Origin of the sequence: Candidatus Tisiphia endosymbiont of Piscicola geometra, assembly GCF_964026415.1 — a bacterium.
GTDB lineage: Bacteria > Pseudomonadota > Alphaproteobacteria > Rickettsiales > Rickettsiaceae > Tisiphia.
The window spans coordinates 1170011-1188128 of sequence record NZ_OZ032144.1; the positions used below are offsets into that span (position 1 = coordinate 1170011).

Here is an 18118-nt window from a genome sequence, read left to right on the forward strand (position 1 = left end):
CTTTAAAAATCGGTAAGTGCCAAGTTCAATTATTACCTTTATTACTTACTATATTAGCATTTGTAATTCTCTTATCACTTGGGTTTTGGCAAATTGCTAGATTACAGGAAAAAGAACTGTTTTTAAGTTCAATGAAAAATAATCTTAATAATCCGCCAATTAATATAAAAACACTTAGTGGAAATAAATTATATGCTAAAATAAGGGCGAACGGCTATTTTCTAGAGGGTAAGAATTTACATCTTTATGGACGCAGATCAATGTCCACTGAAAAAGATGGTTATTATTTAGTTACCCCATTTCAAACTGATGATAACAAGATAATCTTGGTTGTACTAGGGTGGTTTGCTGGGAGGCATAAAAAAAATATTGATAATATAATAGATAACTCTATGGAAATCACAGGTGTAATTCTTCCCGGTGAAAAAACAAAGCTGTTTGTACTGGATAATGATGTTAAAAACAATGTTTGGTTTACCTTGGATTTAACTCAAGCCTCTAATGTTCTTGGCTTAAAATTAGAAGATTTTTATTTAGTTATGGAGGGTAATAACAATCGATCTGATATTCTTAAAAGTTTGTCGATTGAAAATTTGCTGAATGTCAGAAATGATCATTTAGAATATGCCATAACTTGGTTTGCATTAGCGATCTCGTTAGCAGTAATTTTTGTAATTTATAATTTGTCTAAAAAAGAAATAAAATAAATATAAAGGAGTAGTTATGATATTAAAAATAGGTGATATTGCACCAAATTTTACTATGCCAATAGATAATAATAGTACAGTTAATTTGTCAGATTTAGCAGGAAAGGTTGTTGTATTATATTTTTATCCTAAAGATGATACACCAGGTTGTACTATCGAAGCCGGTGACTTTAATAAATTAAAACTAGAATTTGAAAAAATGAATGCTGTCATTATTGGTGTATCAAAAGATGACTTAAATTCTCACGATAAATTCAAGAAAAAATATTGTTTGGACTTTGATCTTGCATCAGATTCTAATTCCGATACTTGTGAAAAATATGGAGTTTGGGTAGAAAAATCAATGTTTGGTAAAAAATATATGGGAGTTAATAGAGCTACTTTCTTAATAGATAAAAAAGGCAAGATAGCTTACATTTGGTCAAAAGTACAAGTAGTTGGACATGCTGAAGACGTATTAAATCAAGTACGGAAAATAATAGACTTACTGCATAAGTCAATCTAGTTGGTGATTTTGTCGTCGAAACTCGCCTCCGCTCCTCACGTACGTCTGTGTACGCGAAGGTAGCCGGCTTCGTTTCTCCTAAAAATCCCTCAACTATCTTTGATTTATGCAGCAAGTCTAATATAAACATGTCTATATTTTAACAGTCTATCTTCCAAGAACATATACAAAAGTGAACAAAAACAACCATACTACATCGACAAAATGCCAGTACCAAGCTGCAAATTCAAAACCCAAATGACCATTACCTTTCACAAAGTCACCTCGCCGCACTCTATAATAACAAACACCTAGAAATATAGTGCCAATTATCACGTGAACACCATGGAAACCGGTTGCTAGATAAAAATTAGAAGAATAGATACCATCTTTAAATTTAAAAGTTGCATGATGATATTCGTAAGCTTGCATTAAACTAAATAATACCCCAAGTATTATGGTAAAGCTAAGAGCGGTCATACAATCCTTTTGGTTATTTTCCTCAAGAGCATAATGTGCCCAAGTTACTGTTGTACCGGACAACAAAAGAATCAATGTGTTAATAAAAGGAATGTCAAAAGGATCAAATGTTTGAATACCAGCAGGAGGCCATACACCAGGCTTTACCACCCATACACCATCTAGCAGTCCTACAGGGAAAAGGTTTGCTTTAAAAAATGACCCAAAAAATACAGCAAAAAACATTATTTCTGACAAAATAAATAGTGCCATACCTATCCTTAAGCCGATTCTTACTGGCTGCGTATGATGTTTTCCAATTAACCCCTCTTTAATTACATCACTCCACCATGAATATACACAAAAAATCACTGAAAGAATACCAGCTCCAAAAACATATTCACCAAATCTATATGCATGCATAAACATTATGCTACCGCTAGCTAAAAGCAATAAGGCAAATGAAGTCAGGATTGGCCAAGGACTCGGATCAACGAGATGAAATAGATGTTGTTTTTCTTCTAAAGAAACAACATCATTGTTTTTAATATATCTATGTAACATAACAAACTCATAAGCAATTCACTGCTTGGTTATTTTATGCTATCTTCTGTAAATATCAAGAATATACTCAACAGACGCGAATTCGGGATAAGAATTAGTTAATTCTTATCCAAATTGGGGTAATTACAATTAATACACTTCAGGAGGAGCGTGTGAAAAATCTGAGCCTCTTCCATCACACGGTACGTCTTGAGCTAAAGCTTCTTGACCACAAGTATTATAATCATTATCAGGTATAAACATCTTACTAAAAGAGTTAAGAAGCATATTTTGAGAATTAGTTAACTCAGGTATCTCATCCATATGGTTACCGTTGATGATTGAGCTAATCCGACCGGATAGAGCTTCAATTTGTGTATTATCTAATACTTGTAAGAACATTTCTAGAAGCTGAGATTCCCTAGGAGTTAAAGTACTCAAGCTTTTTTGTAAAGTTTCATATTGACTATCATTTAAATCTTTAATCAATAATTGTTGTTTATCACATTCTTTTGATATTACACGATTACTAACAGTACTGGAAGCATTATTATCTTGCTCTTCATTAGTATTATCACTCGCTACTAACGCACTAGAAACATTAGATTCGTCAATATCTGTTGCTTTTAAACTCTCTTCCATAGCTTTGGCATTCTTGACCAAATCCTTACATAGATTCTCAATAAACTCTTTATTATCTTCTATATATTTTGTACTAGCTGCTTTTAATTTAGCCATATTCTTTGGACTAGAATTATCTAATTTCGTAGATCCTTTCGGCACAGGAAGTAATAAGTTGAAAAATTGCTTTTCCGGTAGGTCTCTTTCAACTTCCTTCGTGCCAGCATCTTGAGAAGCTTTCATCATGTTGTTCACTAGCCCATTAGCTAGCTGAGGTATAAGACCATCAAGGTGAGGTGGTAGTACATCTTGTTTTTCAAGAGGCGATTGAAAATTAAGGGCAACAAGCGTCATGTTATCTAACATTTCTCCTTGTTGTTCACGATTTAATCCCTCTTTAAAATATTTTATAGCTTCTGCCCCTGGACGATTACAAGGACCTACGCCTCCATCAATCAGAATATGCTCACCTTCCTCATCCTCAATTTTCACGCTTTTTAAATAGCTAGGAGCTGCCGTAGTAGCACGGACTACATCTTTTGCCTTAACCTTATGTTTATGACTATCAAACATCTTAATAGAACTTTCTTTGTTTAACTCAAAAGCTGTTACAAGAACATGACCCAGCAGATCATCAAATTTCATATCACCAAGATATTTGTCTAACAGTGCTTTAAGAGGTTTCTGGCTATATTTATGACTAAATATTTGACCAATTTTTCCTTGATGATACCAATGTTGTGGGAAAATATCAGCAACACTATCTTCGAATAGTTTTAAAGCTTCTTGTGCTGAGAGAAGAGGTTTTGTTGAACCTGGTTTGGGAATGCCGAATAAAACGGCAAGTAATCCACCGACGCTAGTACCAACAATAACGTCAAATAATTCGACTATATATTTCCCTGTAATTCTTTCAATTTCTGCAAGCACAACCAATTGAGCGATCCCTTTGACTCCACCTCCTGAGAGAGAGAGAACTGTCTTTGGTGTTGTCATGACAATAACTCCATAATTCTTAATTAAGTTTAATAACACAATATCATATCAGGTCATTATAGCATAATGAATGTCTCGCTCAAAAGAATCAAGTAATAGATAATATAAATTGCTAATTATTAGATAAAAATTAATTATATAGTAATAATTATGTTACTATGTAACTAAAAGTTGGCAAAATTAAAATAATCTGATAAATTAATTATATGATATAATTGGTTGTGTTGATTTTTTTAAAAGAAATGATTACAGAAAATAAAATTATTTTACACTTTATAAGTTGATTAAGTAGTCTATAATCCGATTTAATTAAATTTGATTTATAAGATATAGATGAGCAAACCTAAATCCGTTTTTTTATCAGCAATTTCAGGAAATATACTAGAATATTATGATTTCACAGTATATTCAGTATTTGCATTAGTAATTGGTCACACATTTTTTCCTTCAAGCTCAAAATTTCTACAAATATTATGGACTCTCGGGGTATTTGCAGTAGGATTCATTACTAGACCAATTGGTGGTATATTTTTTGGTTATGTTGGCGATAAATATGGAAGGCGTATAGCCTTAATTATTTCCATGCTTGGTATGACTATACCAACATTTACTATAGGACTAATTCCTTCCTATCATGACATAGGAGTTTATGCACCGATAATATTAATCATAATGCGTCTTTTTCAAGGCTTATGTATTAGTGGTGAAGGGGCTGGAGCTGCTATTTTTATTCTAGAACATCATCAAAATTTACGACCAGGTTTTACTGCTGGTTTAGTACATGGCTCAAATATGGCTGGTACGTTAATAGCCACCCTTGTAGGAATTATTATTGAACAATATTTTTATCATTTTGATTTTGCTTGGCGTTTTGCATTTTTACTAGGCGGGGCTATGGGGCTTGTCGGTTTCTATTTGCGTCTTCGTGTATCAGAGACTCCAATTTTCAAAATGTTAGCTGAACAAAAGAAAACTTTAAAAGCACCTTTTATCAACGTAGTTAAGACAGCTTGGAAAGCGATGTTTTTAACCTTTTGTACAGGTGCAGTTGCTAGTAGCGTCGTCTATTTAGTAAAAACCTACATTAATGTGTATTACCAGGATGTTATGCATTTTGATAATACAACTTCCCTTATTTATTCATTATATGCAAATTTTATAGCGATGGTATCTATGCCATTATTTGGTGGATTAACTGATATTATTGGAAAATTTAAGACTTTAGCTTTAGTAAGCTTAGCGATCTTGATATTGGCTTTACCTATTTTGTTATCTATGTCATTACCGTTCATGTGGCAACAAATTCTAGCACTAACTATCTTAGGTATTCTTAGTGGGGCAATAGCTGGGGCAGCCTATAGCTTTATTATATCTTTATTTACTCCTGAACAAAAATTTTCAGGGGTATCCTTTAGTTATAATTTGGGTATTACTATATTTGGCGGCACTTCTCCTCTTATTTCTCGTTGGCTTGTTGAAAAAACAGGCTTGTTTTATGCTCCTGCCTTTTATATTATGACTATTTCTAGTATATTTTTAGTTGTCATTTATTTTATGAGAAATGAAATAAGACGATTAATTAAAAATAATAGCTATAAGAGAGAAATATAGCTAATCCGTTAAGGTTCTAGATAACCTATCTGTCATTTTTTACGTTTAATTATACTAAGGTATATATGATAAGTTACGAGGAATTAAAAGCTAGTCTAGATGCAAACATATCATTAATGGAACAAAAAGTTGCTGTTATAGATAACTTAAGAATAAACAGGGAAAAACTACCTAACACAGAACAAATGAAACTATTAGACTCCGGATCAACCCAACATTCTTCAATAATAGCTTTAATGCTTCAAGCAAAATCCAATGCTCGAGCAGAACATGGCATAAATTACCAACCGGTGATAATTAAGGATCATGAGAGTTTGGACAAACTTAAAGACATAGTAAAACAAAAATATGACTCTAAGCAGCCTCTTCACTACGATCTTATCATACAAATGCCTGTTCCAGGAAGAGGAGACGCTCATTGCACACCTCTTCAGATACATTCTAATGGTGATAATATGGAGATTTTTCACATTGATGCAGCAGGAGTTATAACAAATCTCCCTTTTATTTTACAAGTTGCTAACACAGTGAAAATCGATAGCAAATTATATTATAATAATGCTATACAAAAAGATATTTTTAGCTGCTCTACTTTTAGTATTCAGGATTTAAATAGTATGACAAATCTCGGAGCCAAAAATCTGAACCAATCTCTAAACTCCATAGAATCTATACGAGCAAAAGAACACGGCACATGTGACATATTAAAGTTATCCCCACGCTTTGTTAAAAATGCTCAGAGCGGCAAAGCAATAAGAGAGAATCTTGCTAACGAAGCGAATAGAACAGTTATAGTTAGTAAAAACAAAACCCTTGAACAGCATATAGAAGATTATTCAATAACGGTTGAAGTTGCAGAACAAGCTACAGGAGCAATTACAAGAAAAAAACAAAACCGTGCCATTGATTATAAAACTCTAAAATATCTTAAAGCTGCTAGGAATGAGCTTGAGAAAATATATCAGAAAGGTGGAGAGGAACTGATTCAAAAAGTAATTGCCAAGAGAACTGGTGGTATTATTTTTATACCAAGACCGATACAAGAACTAACAAAAGCTGATAAATATAAGATAATGCAATCAACAAAAGATATTTTAACTAACAATAAAGATATAATATCGTTTAATAATGAGATGGATAAATTTATTGATCAATTGACTGTTGATAAAATTGGTAAACAGGCAAATGATCAAGACAAACAACAAATAAGAGAAAGAGTTGAAGCAAAATTAGAGAAAATTATAGCAAAATCACCGGAGAAGGACATTTATACGCAAGCATTACAGCTAATGAAGCAGAAAGATACCGTAAAAGATATAGGAAATATTATACACAATCAGAAACATACTAATGATAGTAGTAAAGCTACATCACTACTTAGAACACAACAAGTAAAACATAACACAGGCTATAGAAATTCAATATAAAAAAAATTATTTTTTCTTAAAGTATTAGTGGAAGAAATTTTTGGAGTATACTGTAAATGACTGGAAAAATTATGATAACTAACAAAGAAAAGGCGATAACATGGTTTAGTAATTTACGTGATCAAGTATGTAGCAAATTAGAGGAAATTGAGCTTGAATATAGTAAGGCAAGAGATTTAGTACCCGCAAAATTCATACGAACACCTTGGGAGAGAAAAAGCGGTGGTGGGGGAGTAATGTCTGTAATGCGTGGTAACTTATTTGAGAAAGTTGGGGTGAATATTTCTACAGTTTTTGGAGAATTATCTCCAAAGTTTAGTAAAAATATACCGGGTACGGAAAATAGTAGGCAATTCTTTGCTACTGGTATTTCTATCGTGGCTCATCTTACTTCTCCATTGATACCAGCGGTACATTTCAACACCCGCTATATTGAAACTGCTAATCATTGGTTTGGCGGTGGTGGAGACCTAACGCCATTTTACCCTAATGAAAATGAGACGACAAAATTTCACAATGCTTTTAAACATGCTTGTGATAAACATGATCCAAATTATTATCCTAAATTTACAAAACAATGTGATGAGTATTTTTACTTAAAACATAGAAATGAGCCAAGGGGAGTAGGCGGTATATTTTATGATTATTTAAATACTGGAAATTTTAATAATGATTTTTCTTTTACTAAGGACGTGGGACAAACATTCTTAACAGTATATCCTGAAATTGTTAGAACAAAGATGCTACTGCCTTGGACTAATGAACAAAAGGATTATCAATTAGTGCGTCGTGGTAGATATGTTGAATTTAACTTATTATATGATCGTGGGACAATGTTTGGCTTAATGACAGATGGCAACGTTGAAGCAATATTAATGTCTCTGCCCCCAGAAGTACGCTGGTAGCTTTTATAATAAATATCAAATTTGTGCAAAAGGTAAAAGCCACTATTATAGAACCTTTTTCACTCATTATTAAATCCTTAGACTCTCAAGTAATTGGTGCATTCGATTGGATTCGAACCAACGACCTCTGCCTTCGGAGGGCAACGCTCTATCCAGCTGAGCTACGAATGCTTAATTTATTGCTGCTTCTCAAACATGAAAATACAATAGATATTTTTCGCTAATAGCAAATACTGATCGTGACTTTTAAATTACCCTATGGCTTTATCTGAGAGAAGAATTTTTAACCTAACAAATATGGGGCGAATGACGGGACTTGAACCCGCGACCCTCAGATCCACAATCTGATGCTCTAACCAACTGAGCTACATCCGCCATGTAACCTGCGTTAAAGTAAATTATTATCACCTATAAGTCAAGTATATTCAAACCAAGTTACCATGACTTAATACTTTTATTCTTAGAATTTTTGCTGTCATAATTATATGATATTATTTTACTAATTCATCTAACTTACCTTCTTCTTCAAGTTTATGAAGAGCGTCACATCCACCAATATGCTTATCATTAATAAATATTTGTGGTAATGTACGTTGTCCATTAGCTTTAGCTTGCAACTCTAATCTTTGCTTGTCACTATAATTGTCTACGATTATTTCTTGATAAGGTATATTTTTTTGATCAAGTAGCTTTTTGGCCTTAGTGCAATAGGGACAATATGTTAATGTATAAATGATGACCGTATAAAAAAGAATGCTTTTCATAAGAGTTACCCTATTTAATTGGTTATAAAACTATTATCCACATATAATAAACTTTTAGCAAGTTACAAGTTAATGATAAATAAGTTTTCAATAGTATCTAAATATAGTCCAGCTGGCGATCAGCCAAAAGCAATTAATGAAATCGTTAAAGGTCTTGAATCTAGAATGCGTTCACAAATACTCTTTGGTATTACTGGTTCTGGTAAGACCTTTACTATGGCAAATATTATTGAGAGAACCGGTCGACCATCGCTTATTATGGTACATAATAAGACATTAGCTGCACAAATTTATTCAGAAATGAAGGCAATTTTTCCCAATAATGCCGTTGAATATTTTGTATCATATTATGATTATTTCCAACCTGAAGCATATATTGCAAAAACCGATACTTATATAGAAAAAGATTCTTCGATAAATGAACAAATAGATTTATTAAGACACTCTGCTACTAGGTCACTGCTGGAACGTCGGGATGTAATTGTTGTATCCTCAGTTTCTTGTATTTATGGTCTTGGTTCACCAAATCTTTATTATCAGATGACAATAAGCCTTAAGTCTGGGGAAATTTATGCTAGAGATAAATTGCTTAATGACTTAGTAAATTTACAATATGAGCGTAATGATGTGGGGTTTGAACGCGGTACGTTTAGGGTAAAAGGTGATAATATTGATATATTTCCAGTACATTATAACGATAAAGCTTGGCGATTGTCATTTTTTGGCAATGAACTTGAATATATAAGCGAATTTGATCCGCTTACAGGTGAAAAATTAGCTAAATTGGATCAAGCTGTGATTTATGCTAAGTCCCACTTTGTAACACCTAAAGAAGTAGTACAAAATGCTATATCGCAAATTGAAGAGGAATTACAACGACGTTTAGAATTTCTTAAAGCACACGATAAATTAGTAGAGGCTCAAAGATTAAATCAACGTACCCAATATGATATGGAAATGATGATGGAAACTGGCAGTTGCAAAGGCATTGAGAATTACTCTCGATTCCTAACTGGTAAAGCAAATGGGCAACCCCCGCCAACCTTATTTGAATATTTGCCTAAAGATGCTTTACTATTTGTCGATGAAAGTCACGTATCTGTCCCGCAAATTAGAGCAATGTATAATGGTGATAGGGCAAGAAAAGAAGTATTAGTGGAACACGGGTTTCGCCTTCCATCAGCCTTAGATAATAGACCATTAAAATTTGAGGAATGGCAAGATTTTAGACCTCAAACGGTTTTTGTTTCGGCTACACCGGGGGCTTTCGAATTGGAAGAAACAGCAGGAGTTACGGTTGAGCAAATTATTAGACCAACAGGGCTACTTGACCCAGAATGTATTATAAAACCAGCAACCAACCAAGTTGAAGATTTGCTAAATGAAATTCAATATACGATAAATGCAGGATTCCGTGTTTTAGTGACAACATTAACTAAAAAAATGTCAGAAGATTTAACAAATTATCTACAAGAATTAGGGTATAAAGTATCATATTTGCACTCTAATGTTCATACTCTTGAACGTATGGAAATCATAAGAGATTTACGCCAAGGTACTATAGATATTATTGTTGGTATTAATTTATTGCGAGAAGGTTTAGATATTCCAGAATGTGGACTTGTTGCGATACTTGATGCTGATAAAGAAGGTTTTTTGCGTTCTGAAGTCTCATTAATTCAAACTATCGGCAGGGCTGCAAGGAATAGTCAAGGAAGAGTAATACTCTACGCAGATCGCAACACCAAGTCTATTGATAAGGCTGTAGGTGAGACATATAGAAGAAGAAAAATTCAGGAGGAATATAATAGGCAACATGGTATAGTACCGCAGACAATTAATCACCATATCCATGCACTAATCGAATTAGAAAAATTGGATAGTAAGTTAGATAATAAAAAACAAACTCATATATTATTGGACAATCCAATGAAATTGAAAGCTCATATCGATAGATTAAAGAAGGAAATGTATGAAAAGGCTAGTAATTTAGAATTTGAACAGGCGGCAAAAATACGAGATCAAATTAATGTACTAGAAGAAGCAGCCTTAGAGCTAACTTAATTTAAAGTACTTTCTGTTCCAATTAACCATTAGTTTGGGATAAGAATAAGCCTTTTAAAGAATGAATAATAGTAGAGTAATAGTAATGTACTGGTTAGGGGATGAACAAAATAAGCAATACCGCAAAAATAATGAAAACAGCTATTAGTGGATCATAAAAATCTGTTATATTTATAGATATAACCGAATTTGGAATAACTTGTTATATTAAATTCAGGTTATTTATTACCGTGTATCATCACAACACTCGCAAAAATAAGTTGATGAGTTCTGTAGATTAATAACAGAGATAATTACGATATGTTTAATTTGTTGATAAAACAAGCTGTTTTGTGAAATTGGAATATTCTATATGTATACTAAAAGATTAGAAGCGTCTGTAACGCATGATATTTTAGTCCAACTTGATAATCTTGGTTGGATTGTCGATGAAAAAGACCCAAAATGTAACGTATTTCAACAAAGAGTGAAACTTACAAAGCAAAAAGAATTACTTAACGGTAAAATGCCTGACTTTGTGCTATACAAGGAAGGAAGTAATGAACCAATAATAATAATTGAGGCAAAAAAACCGAATGAAAGTATACAATTAGCAATAAACCAAGCATTGAATTTGTATGCTAAACCACTAAATACGCCACTTATATTTGCTTATAATGGAAGTTATATTGAAACCCAATATTTGTATAATGGGCGTAATCTTAAAATTGATGGAGAAGATGTAAGGCAATTTGTAAATCATCATACGGCACTCAGATTTGTTAACGAAGGATCTGAAATACTATCTGCAGTAAATTTTATTCAGCATTCAAGAGACGAGCTTATTAAGATATTTAAAAGAGCAGCTAATTTACTAAGAGAGGATGGTCTACAAGCAGGTCTTGATAGATTTGGAGCATTTTCTGATATTTTGTTTTTAAAAATTCTTGATGAGATTTCTGTTCTAAAGATGTTGGGGGGCGAGGAGAATACATTAGATGAGTACCTTAGATGGAGTTCATTTTCTCAGAGAAAAGGAAACGAATTGTATCAATATGTGAAAGATGTTGTTTGGATTAAGATTAACAAGAAATATGGTGATATTTTTAGCGAAGCATTCCCTATTAATTCACCTGATATTTTTGAAGAGATTATTTATGAGATTTCAAAACTTAACCTTACAGCTTCAGATAGTGATGTGAATGGTGATGCTTTTGAGTATTTTTTAAAAAATGCTTACCAAGGCATCAAAATTAAAGATTTAGGTGAATATTTTACACCTAGAAACATTGTAAGAACAATGATAAGTATGGTTAATCCTAAAATTGGCGAAACCATTTATGACCCTTTTTGTGGTACAGGAGGGTTTTTAATTGAAGCGTTTAGATATTTAAAAATCAGAACTTCGTTTAACGATGAGATGCAAAATATTCTAAGAAAAAAAACAATTTACGGTTCTGAGATTACTGTAAATGCAAGAATTGCAAAAATGAATATGATTTTGTTCGGAGACGGGCATAGTAATATCAAAAAACAAGACACCCTGTCTGATTATGTAAATCAAAAATATGATATTGTAATTACAAATCCACCATATTCGCAACAAACAAGGTTTGGGTATTTATATCCCATTCAATCAAATAATGGTGACGCTATTTGTGCTTTACATTGCTTTGAAGCTTTAAAACTAGGTGGTAGAGGTTGTTTACTTGTAAAAGAAAACTTTCTTTCAGATGGGGGCGATGTTGGAAAGGTAAGAGAGTATATTTTTAATAATTCATCAAATGTTTCTATTGTTTCATTGCCAAGAAAGCTTTTTGAACCTTACACACCAACAAAAACAAGCATTGTGTATTTCGAGAAAAACAGAAAGATATCAAACACATTCTTTTTTGCAGTTAATGCGGTTGGTCATGAACTTGGTTCAAGAAAGAAGCCAATTAAGGACAATGATTTGCCAGCTGCACTTGATGCTTTCAACAATAAAAAGACTGTTTTAGAAATTGAATCTGCTATAATAGCATCAACTGAAATCTCCAAGAATGGTTATAGTTTGTGGATTTATGATTATTTTGATATTTTTGCTAATTTAAAAGGTGATATTATAAAACTTGGTAATTATATTGAGGAGATAACAGAAAAAACAGAGCCCTCTTTACAGCCAATTACAGATTTTAGAATTTTAGGTGTAAGTAATAGTATTGGTGTTTTTGACAATGAAATTTTAAAAGGTGAGGACATAAACCAAAAATACAAGCAGGTTCAAGCTGGAGATTTGGTATATAATCCGCATAGGATTAATGTGGGTTCTTTAGGTTTAGTCTTTGAAGATTTAAGCGGTGGTTATGTAAGTGGTATTTATACCGTATTTAGAGTTTTAAAGAAATTCCAAGATATTCTACCATCCGAATATTTATTACATATTTTAAAGTCAAAATATTATTTAGCCATTATTGGCAAATACGATACAAAATATGGAGCTGTTAGAGCGAATTTAACTTATGAACAGCTTTGTAATATACAGATACCATTACTTAAAAAAAATGAAATGAAAGAATTTTTAGAAAAGATAAGTAAACTAAATAATATCATGGAAGAATTTCAGAAAATTAAAAATAATCTTAAAGAATCTATACATAAAATTTTACCTTAATTTTTACAACCTTATTAACCTAAAAGTTTCAGCATTATAAATGCTAACACAAAAATTTGTCCTGCAATAAGCCAATTGTTATGCCTTAGAAAAAAGTTGATTATCGAGTAACAAATTACATACTATACTACAACTAAATATGCCTTTGGAGAAAGCATGCCATCAAATCAATTATATTTATTTCGAGATATGCGTTTTTTGCCTATCTTCATAGTACAATTTTGTGGTTGTATGAATGATAGTATACTAAAAAATGCTCTAATTATATTAATTACTTATAAACTATCTAGTCAATTGGTAGAATCAACCCAATTGCTTGTACTTGCTGCTAATACTATTTTTGTATTGCCTTTTGTTATATTTGCAAGTATTGCAGGGCAAGTGGCTGATAGATATGAGCGATCAACTTTAGTTAAAATCATTAAATTATTTGAACTATCCATAGTGCTTTTCGCTACTTATGGGTTTTTCAATAATAATTTAGTAATACTTTTTTTGTCTATATTTTTTATGGGTATACATTCAACATTTTTTGGACCAATCAAATACAGTGTTCTGCCAGATCATTTATACAAAAATGAACTATTGGGAGCTAATGGATTTGTTGAGGCAGGAACATTTATCTCTATTTTAGTTGGTACTATTATTGGAGGATACTACACTATAAGTGGCAATTTAATCATCACTATTCTGATAATAATTGCTATGGTTGGTGTTGTTGCTAGTTATTTTATGCCAAGATCGAATAATTCTAACTGTGAAATTAAAATAAATTTAAATTTATTTCGTGAAAGTATAGAAATGATTAAATATGCTAAAGCTAAAAAGCAAGTATATTTGGCAATTCTTGGTATATCTTGGTTTTGGTTTATCAGTGCAGCAATACTTGCTCAAATTCCATCTCTTGCCAAAGATACTTTTGGAGCGGATGAAAATGTTGCTAATTTGTTCCTTGCAACATTTTCAATTGGAGTAGGGGTTGGTTCTTTTTGGTGTAGTAAGATTTTTGGAAATGAAATTACCACGAAATATGTTTTTGTTTCGGCACTTGGTATCAGTATATTCGGTATTGATTTATTTTTTGCCAGCCGAATTAGTGCGGTTCATTATGAACCGGAACAGTTAAAGAGTATATTTGTCTTTTTATCTAAAAAGCATAATTGGCGAATCATTATCGATTTATTTTTTATAGCTGCCATTGCGGGGCTGTATATTGTTCCGCTTTTTGCAGTATTACAATATTTGAGTTCTTCAGCTCATCGTAGTAGAATAATTGCTATAAATAATTTTGTTAATGCTATATTTATGGCTGGGTCTACTGTAATACTTTCATTGTTATTCCATTGGGGATATTCGATACCATTTGTTATATTATTTATTAGCCTACTTAACATAGTGGTAGCTTATTATATTTATCAATTAATTCCCGAAGTAAAAATAGTACCTTTTGCTGTTAACCGAGCTATTTTAAAATTTCTTTTTGATTGCATGTACAGAGTGGAAGTAAAAGGTATTGAAAATTTTTATAAAGCTGGTAAAAGATCAGTAGTTATCGCCAATCATATTTCATATCTTGATCCTGCATTACTGGCAACTTATCTACCTGAAGAAATGACTTTTGCCATTAATACAACTATGGCTAAAGTGTGGTGGGTAAAACCATTCTTAACGATGGCAAAAACTTTACCAATTGATCCTTCTAATTCAATGGCTATAAAGAGCTTGATTAGGGAAGTACAAAAAGATAAAAAAGTTGCTATATTCCCTGAAGGAAGAATAAGTATTACTGGTTCCTTAATGAAGATATATGAAGGACCTGGCATGATTGCTGAGAAATCTGATGCGACAATTCTACCTGTAAGAATAGATGGTACACAATTTACTCATTTTTCTAAACTTAAGAATATATTAAAAACACGGATGTTTCCTAAGGTTACCATTACTATTTTGCCACCAGTAAAATTTCCTTCTAAGCCGAATATAGATAATAGGGAAAAGCGTAAATATATAGGTCAGGCTCTTTATGATATCATGGCTGATATGATGTTTGAAAGCTCTGATTATCAGAATACTATATTTCAGTCTCTAATTGAGACAGCAAAAGCTTACGGTTTTAACAAAAAAATAATACAAGATATTGATGATAAATCTGTTACCTATCGCCAATTAATATTGGGATCTTTTACTTTAGCAAATTTAATAAAACAGGATACGGAAGTAGCTGACTATGTAGCTCTTATGCTACCTAATATGGTTGAAACTATGGTTACTTTTTATGCTATGCAAGCCTGCTGCCGTCGACCAGTTATGATTGACTATATGAGTGAGGTGAGCAATATAGTGGCTTCATGTAAAACAACGTCCGTTAAAATGGTATATACTTCAAAACAGTTTGTTGAAAAAGCTGGATTACAGGAAGTGGTAGCAAAAATCTTAGCAGCCAATATAAAAATTATTTACCTTGAAGATTTAACACAAAGAATTGATTTATATTTAAAAATTAAGGCTATTATTGCCAGCTTCTTCCCACAAAGTTATTACAACAATATATGTAGCAGTTATGATGATAATGATCCATCAGTTGTAGTATTTACTTCTAGTATTTCAGCAACAGCTAAAGCTGTAGTATTATCACATAGGAACTTGCAGGCTAATAGATGCCAACTTCTAGCTAAGGTACATTTTAGTCCTGATGATTCTGCCTTTATGGCTTTACCGCTTTTTCACTGTTTTGGTTTATCTGGAACAATAATGATGACACTCAATGCTATACCAGTGTTTCTTTACCCGTCTTCTCTGCATTATAGGAGTATTCCTGAGGTAATATACGATATCGGAGCGACAATTATGTTTGGTACGGATATATTTTTGCATGGTTATGCTGTCTATGCTCATCCTTACGATTTTTATTCTATAAGATACGTATTTGCCAGTAGTGAGAAACTGAGAAAAGACACAAGGGAATTATGGCTTGATAAGTTTGGTATAAGAATTTTTGAAGGATATGGTACGTCAGAAACATCTCCAATAATATCTTGTAATACCCCAATGCATTATCGTGCTGGAAGTGTAGGGCGTTTGATGCCTAAAATAGAATATTATATTAAACCAATTCACAATAGACCTCTTGCAGAATTTGTTTCTGCTGAGGAATTTAAAGAAACCACGGAGCTTAGAACCGTAGCGTACTCAAATGTAGGCGAAGAGCAGAGTACCGGTAGTACGAATAAATTACCAGCAGAAATAGAATTATGCGAGAGGTCTATTGGAATAGAGGGGGTAGGACAACTATTCATCAAAGGACCAAATATTATGCTTGGCTATATGCACTCTAATAATCCCGGAATTATCCACCCTACATCATCAGAAGAATTGGGTTTGGGATGGTATGATACTGGAGATATAGTAAAAATTGATGAAGATGGATATCTTACCTTATTAGGTCGTATTCAGCAATTTGTTACAATAGAAGAAGTAATGTCGCTGATATTAATAGAGGATTTAGCTAATATGATCGATGTTGATAGTAAGCATGTTGCTATTTGCCCTGATAATGATAATAAAGACAAACAGATTTTTCTATTGACCACAAGTCAGACCATAAATAGTGAAAAATTCATAGAAATAATGCATAAAAATTCAATAGACTCAAACCAAAAGAATATACCAGTTATTATCCCTGTTAAAGAAATACCAATTCTACCAATAGGTAAAGTAAATTATCGGCAAATAACTAAAATGCTTGAAAATTATAGAAAAGTAACTAGAATGCTGAAATAAGGTACATGAGTGTCATATATGGACGCCAATATACTATATAACTTGGACTAATAAACCATTTATAACAAACTAATCTATTTAATAGAAAAATATTATGCATAATGTTGTTGGTAAAGTATTATTAATTATTGTTGTTGTTCTTCTAGCATTATTTGCTTATAAAACTATGAAGATTCCTAGTGCTTCTACTACGGTTTCGATTAACACTCTCGATCAGCAAGTGTTAGACAGAAAAGAAGAAGTGGAAAAAACTGAACAAATTATAAAAGAATATTTATTAAATAATCCCGAAATAATCATTCAGGCAATAGAAGGTCTTCAGCAGCGTAAAATGCAAGAAATGGAAATAAAAACTGGCGAATATATAAAAGATAATAAATCTGAAATAGAAGATTCTCTTACATCTCCTGTACTTGGTAACCCGAATGGAGATGTAGTCATCGCTACTTTTTATGATTATAATTGTAGTTATTGTAGAAAAGGTCATAACTTTATTAACCAGTTAATCAAATTAGATACGGGGGTTAAAGTCGTTTTAAAACCGTTCCCGATTCTTGGTGATGCATCTAATTATGCTGCAACTATTGCTTTAGCTGTTTATAAAACCACTCCGAGTAAGTTTCAAGATATTCATAATGGTTTAATGGACTTAAAATCTATTACCAAAGAATCTGTAGAAAAATTGTTACTAGTAAATGATCTAAATCATGAAGTAATTGCGGAAGAAATCAATAAAGATGAAATAAAAAATCTCATCGACAAAAATGTTAAGTTAGCAAAGGGTTTAAAAATACAGGGAGTACCTGCTTATATTATTAATGGTAAATTAATAGCAGGAATGGTAGATCTAGACCAATTGCAGACGATAGTTGCTGATATACGAAGTCAAAATAAGTAGTTTTGCTGTTATCCGAGCTACGGTGCATGGAGACTTTGCCTAAAAATACCAATGTAAGTAATGGTACTACAAGACCAAAAACGATATCGACAACGCAATTCTTCAAAGTAGCACCACTACGCATTATGTAAAAACAAACTATTAGAAGCAGTTTGTTAGGAGCTAACACTTGATAAGTGCTATCAAGTTCATAATGGAAGAAGCAAAAATGCTCAAAAATCAATATG

Annotated in this window: 12 protein-coding genes and 2 tRNA genes; 9 read left to right on the forward strand and 5 right to left on the reverse strand. The window is 32.3% G+C overall.

The genetic code is table 11. The features are described 5' to 3' along the window. The first annotated feature begins 8 nt into the window (after window positions 1-8). Window positions 9-707 (forward strand): SURF1 family protein, encoded by a 699-nt coding sequence (locus AAGD26_RS05620; RefSeq protein WP_375332417.1) that lies wholly within the window; start codon window positions 9-11, stop codon window positions 705-707. A gap of 16 nt (window positions 708-723) precedes the next feature. Further along, entirely contained in the window at window positions 724-1212 is a 489-nt protein-coding gene (gene bcp / locus AAGD26_RS05625) for a thioredoxin-dependent thiol peroxidase (RefSeq protein ID WP_341751441.1), read from the forward strand. A gap of 147 nt (window positions 1213-1359) precedes the next feature. On the opposite strand, the gene AAGD26_RS05630 is transcribed toward bcp, so the two are convergent. Both AAGD26_RS05630 and AAGD26_RS05635 read right to left on the reverse strand, forming a co-directional pair. Continuing rightward, entirely contained in the window at window positions 1360-2214 is an 855-nt protein-coding gene (locus AAGD26_RS05630) for a cytochrome c oxidase subunit 3 (protein WP_341751442.1), read from the reverse strand. 129 nt (window positions 2215-2343) lie between these two features. Beyond that, on the reverse strand, window positions 2344-3810 hold the full coding sequence (locus AAGD26_RS05635; RefSeq protein WP_341751443.1) for a patatin-like phospholipase family protein: 1467 nt from the start codon (window positions 3808-3810) through the stop codon (window positions 2344-2346). A 333-nt stretch (window positions 3811-4143) separates the two neighbouring features. Between AAGD26_RS05635 and AAGD26_RS05640 the strand changes: the two genes are divergently transcribed. The 3 genes from AAGD26_RS05640 to hemF all read left to right on the forward strand — a co-directional run bounded on the left by AAGD26_RS05640 (window position 4144) and on the right by hemF (window position 7753). After that, the gene (locus AAGD26_RS05640; protein WP_341751444.1) at window positions 4144-5421 is read left to right on the forward strand and encodes an MFS transporter; all 1278 of its coding nucleotides are present in this window, start codon (window positions 4144-4146) and stop codon (window positions 5419-5421) included. A gap of 65 nt (window positions 5422-5486) precedes the next feature. Continuing rightward, entirely contained in the window at window positions 5487-6848 is a 1362-nt protein-coding gene (locus AAGD26_RS05645; RefSeq protein ID WP_341751445.1) for a hypothetical protein, read from the forward strand. 68 nt (window positions 6849-6916) lie between these two features. After that, the gene (gene hemF, locus AAGD26_RS05650) at window positions 6917-7753 is read left to right on the forward strand and encodes an oxygen-dependent coproporphyrinogen oxidase (protein ID WP_341752324.1); all 837 of its coding nucleotides are present in this window, start codon (window positions 6917-6919) and stop codon (window positions 7751-7753) included. 94 nt (window positions 7754-7847) lie between these two features. On the opposite strand, the gene AAGD26_RS05655 is transcribed toward hemF, so the two are convergent. From AAGD26_RS05655 to grxC, 3 genes are all read right to left on the reverse strand, one after another. Then, window positions 7848-7924, reverse strand: a tRNA-Arg gene (locus tag AAGD26_RS05655). 127 nt (window positions 7925-8051) lie between these two features. Continuing rightward, window positions 8052-8128: transfer RNA gene (locus tag AAGD26_RS05660), tRNA-His, on the reverse strand. Between the two features lie 116 nt (window positions 8129-8244). After that, window positions 8245-8517: a glutaredoxin 3 gene (gene grxC / locus AAGD26_RS05665; protein WP_341751446.1), complete on the reverse strand. Its 273-nt coding sequence runs from the start codon at window positions 8515-8517 to the stop codon at window positions 8245-8247. 75 nt (window positions 8518-8592) lie between these two features. On the opposite strand from grxC, the gene uvrB reads away from it, so the two are divergent. The 4 genes from uvrB to AAGD26_RS05685 all read left to right on the forward strand — a co-directional run bounded on the left by uvrB (window position 8593) and on the right by AAGD26_RS05685 (window position 17891). Next, entirely contained in the window at window positions 8593-10581 is a 1989-nt protein-coding gene (gene uvrB, locus AAGD26_RS05670) for an excinuclease ABC subunit UvrB (protein WP_341752325.1), read from the forward strand. Between the two features lie 352 nt (window positions 10582-10933). Next, window positions 10934-13213: an N-6 DNA methylase gene (locus AAGD26_RS05675; protein WP_341751447.1), complete on the forward strand. Its 2280-nt coding sequence runs from the start codon at window positions 10934-10936 to the stop codon at window positions 13211-13213. Window positions 13214-13369: 156 nt separating this feature from the next. After that, window positions 13370-16993, forward strand: a complete 3624-nt coding sequence (locus AAGD26_RS05680) for an acyl-[ACP]--phospholipid O-acyltransferase (RefSeq protein WP_410520611.1) — start codon at window positions 13370-13372, stop codon at window positions 16991-16993. Window positions 16994-17087: 94 nt separating this feature from the next. Beyond that, the gene (locus AAGD26_RS05685; RefSeq protein ID WP_341751448.1) at window positions 17088-17891 is read left to right on the forward strand and encodes a DsbA family protein; all 804 of its coding nucleotides are present in this window, start codon (window positions 17088-17090) and stop codon (window positions 17889-17891) included. Window positions 17892-18118 lie beyond the last annotated feature (227 nt).

Bases quoted from the DNA above. Each gene is read 5' to 3' on its own strand.
- bcp (WP_341751441.1), top strand. From the start codon at position 724: ATGATATTAAAAATAGGTGATATTGCACCAAATTTTACTATGCCAATA.
- AAGD26_RS05630 (WP_341751442.1), bottom strand. From the start codon at position 2,214: ATGTTACATAGATATATTAAAAACAATGATGTTGTTTCTTTAGAAGAA.
- AAGD26_RS05635 (WP_341751443.1), bottom strand. From the start codon at position 3,810: ATGACAACACCAAAGACAGTTCTCTCTCTCTCAGGAGGTGGAGTCAAA.
- AAGD26_RS05640 (WP_341751444.1), top strand. From the start codon at position 4,144: ATGAGCAAACCTAAATCCGTTTTTTTATCAGCAATTTCAGGAAATATA.
- AAGD26_RS05645 (WP_341751445.1), top strand. From the start codon at position 5,487: ATGATAAGTTACGAGGAATTAAAAGCTAGTCTAGATGCAAACATATCA.
- grxC (WP_341751446.1), bottom strand. From the start codon at position 8,517: ATGAAAAGCATTCTTTTTTATACGGTCATCATTTATACATTAACATAT.
- AAGD26_RS05675 (WP_341751447.1), top strand. From the start codon at position 10,934: ATGTATACTAAAAGATTAGAAGCGTCTGTAACGCATGATATTTTAGTC.
- AAGD26_RS05680 (WP_410520611.1), top strand. From the start codon at position 13,370: ATGCCATCAAATCAATTATATTTATTTCGAGATATGCGTTTTTTGCCT.
- AAGD26_RS05685 (WP_341751448.1), top strand. From the start codon at position 17,088: ATGCATAATGTTGTTGGTAAAGTATTATTAATTATTGTTGTTGTTCTT.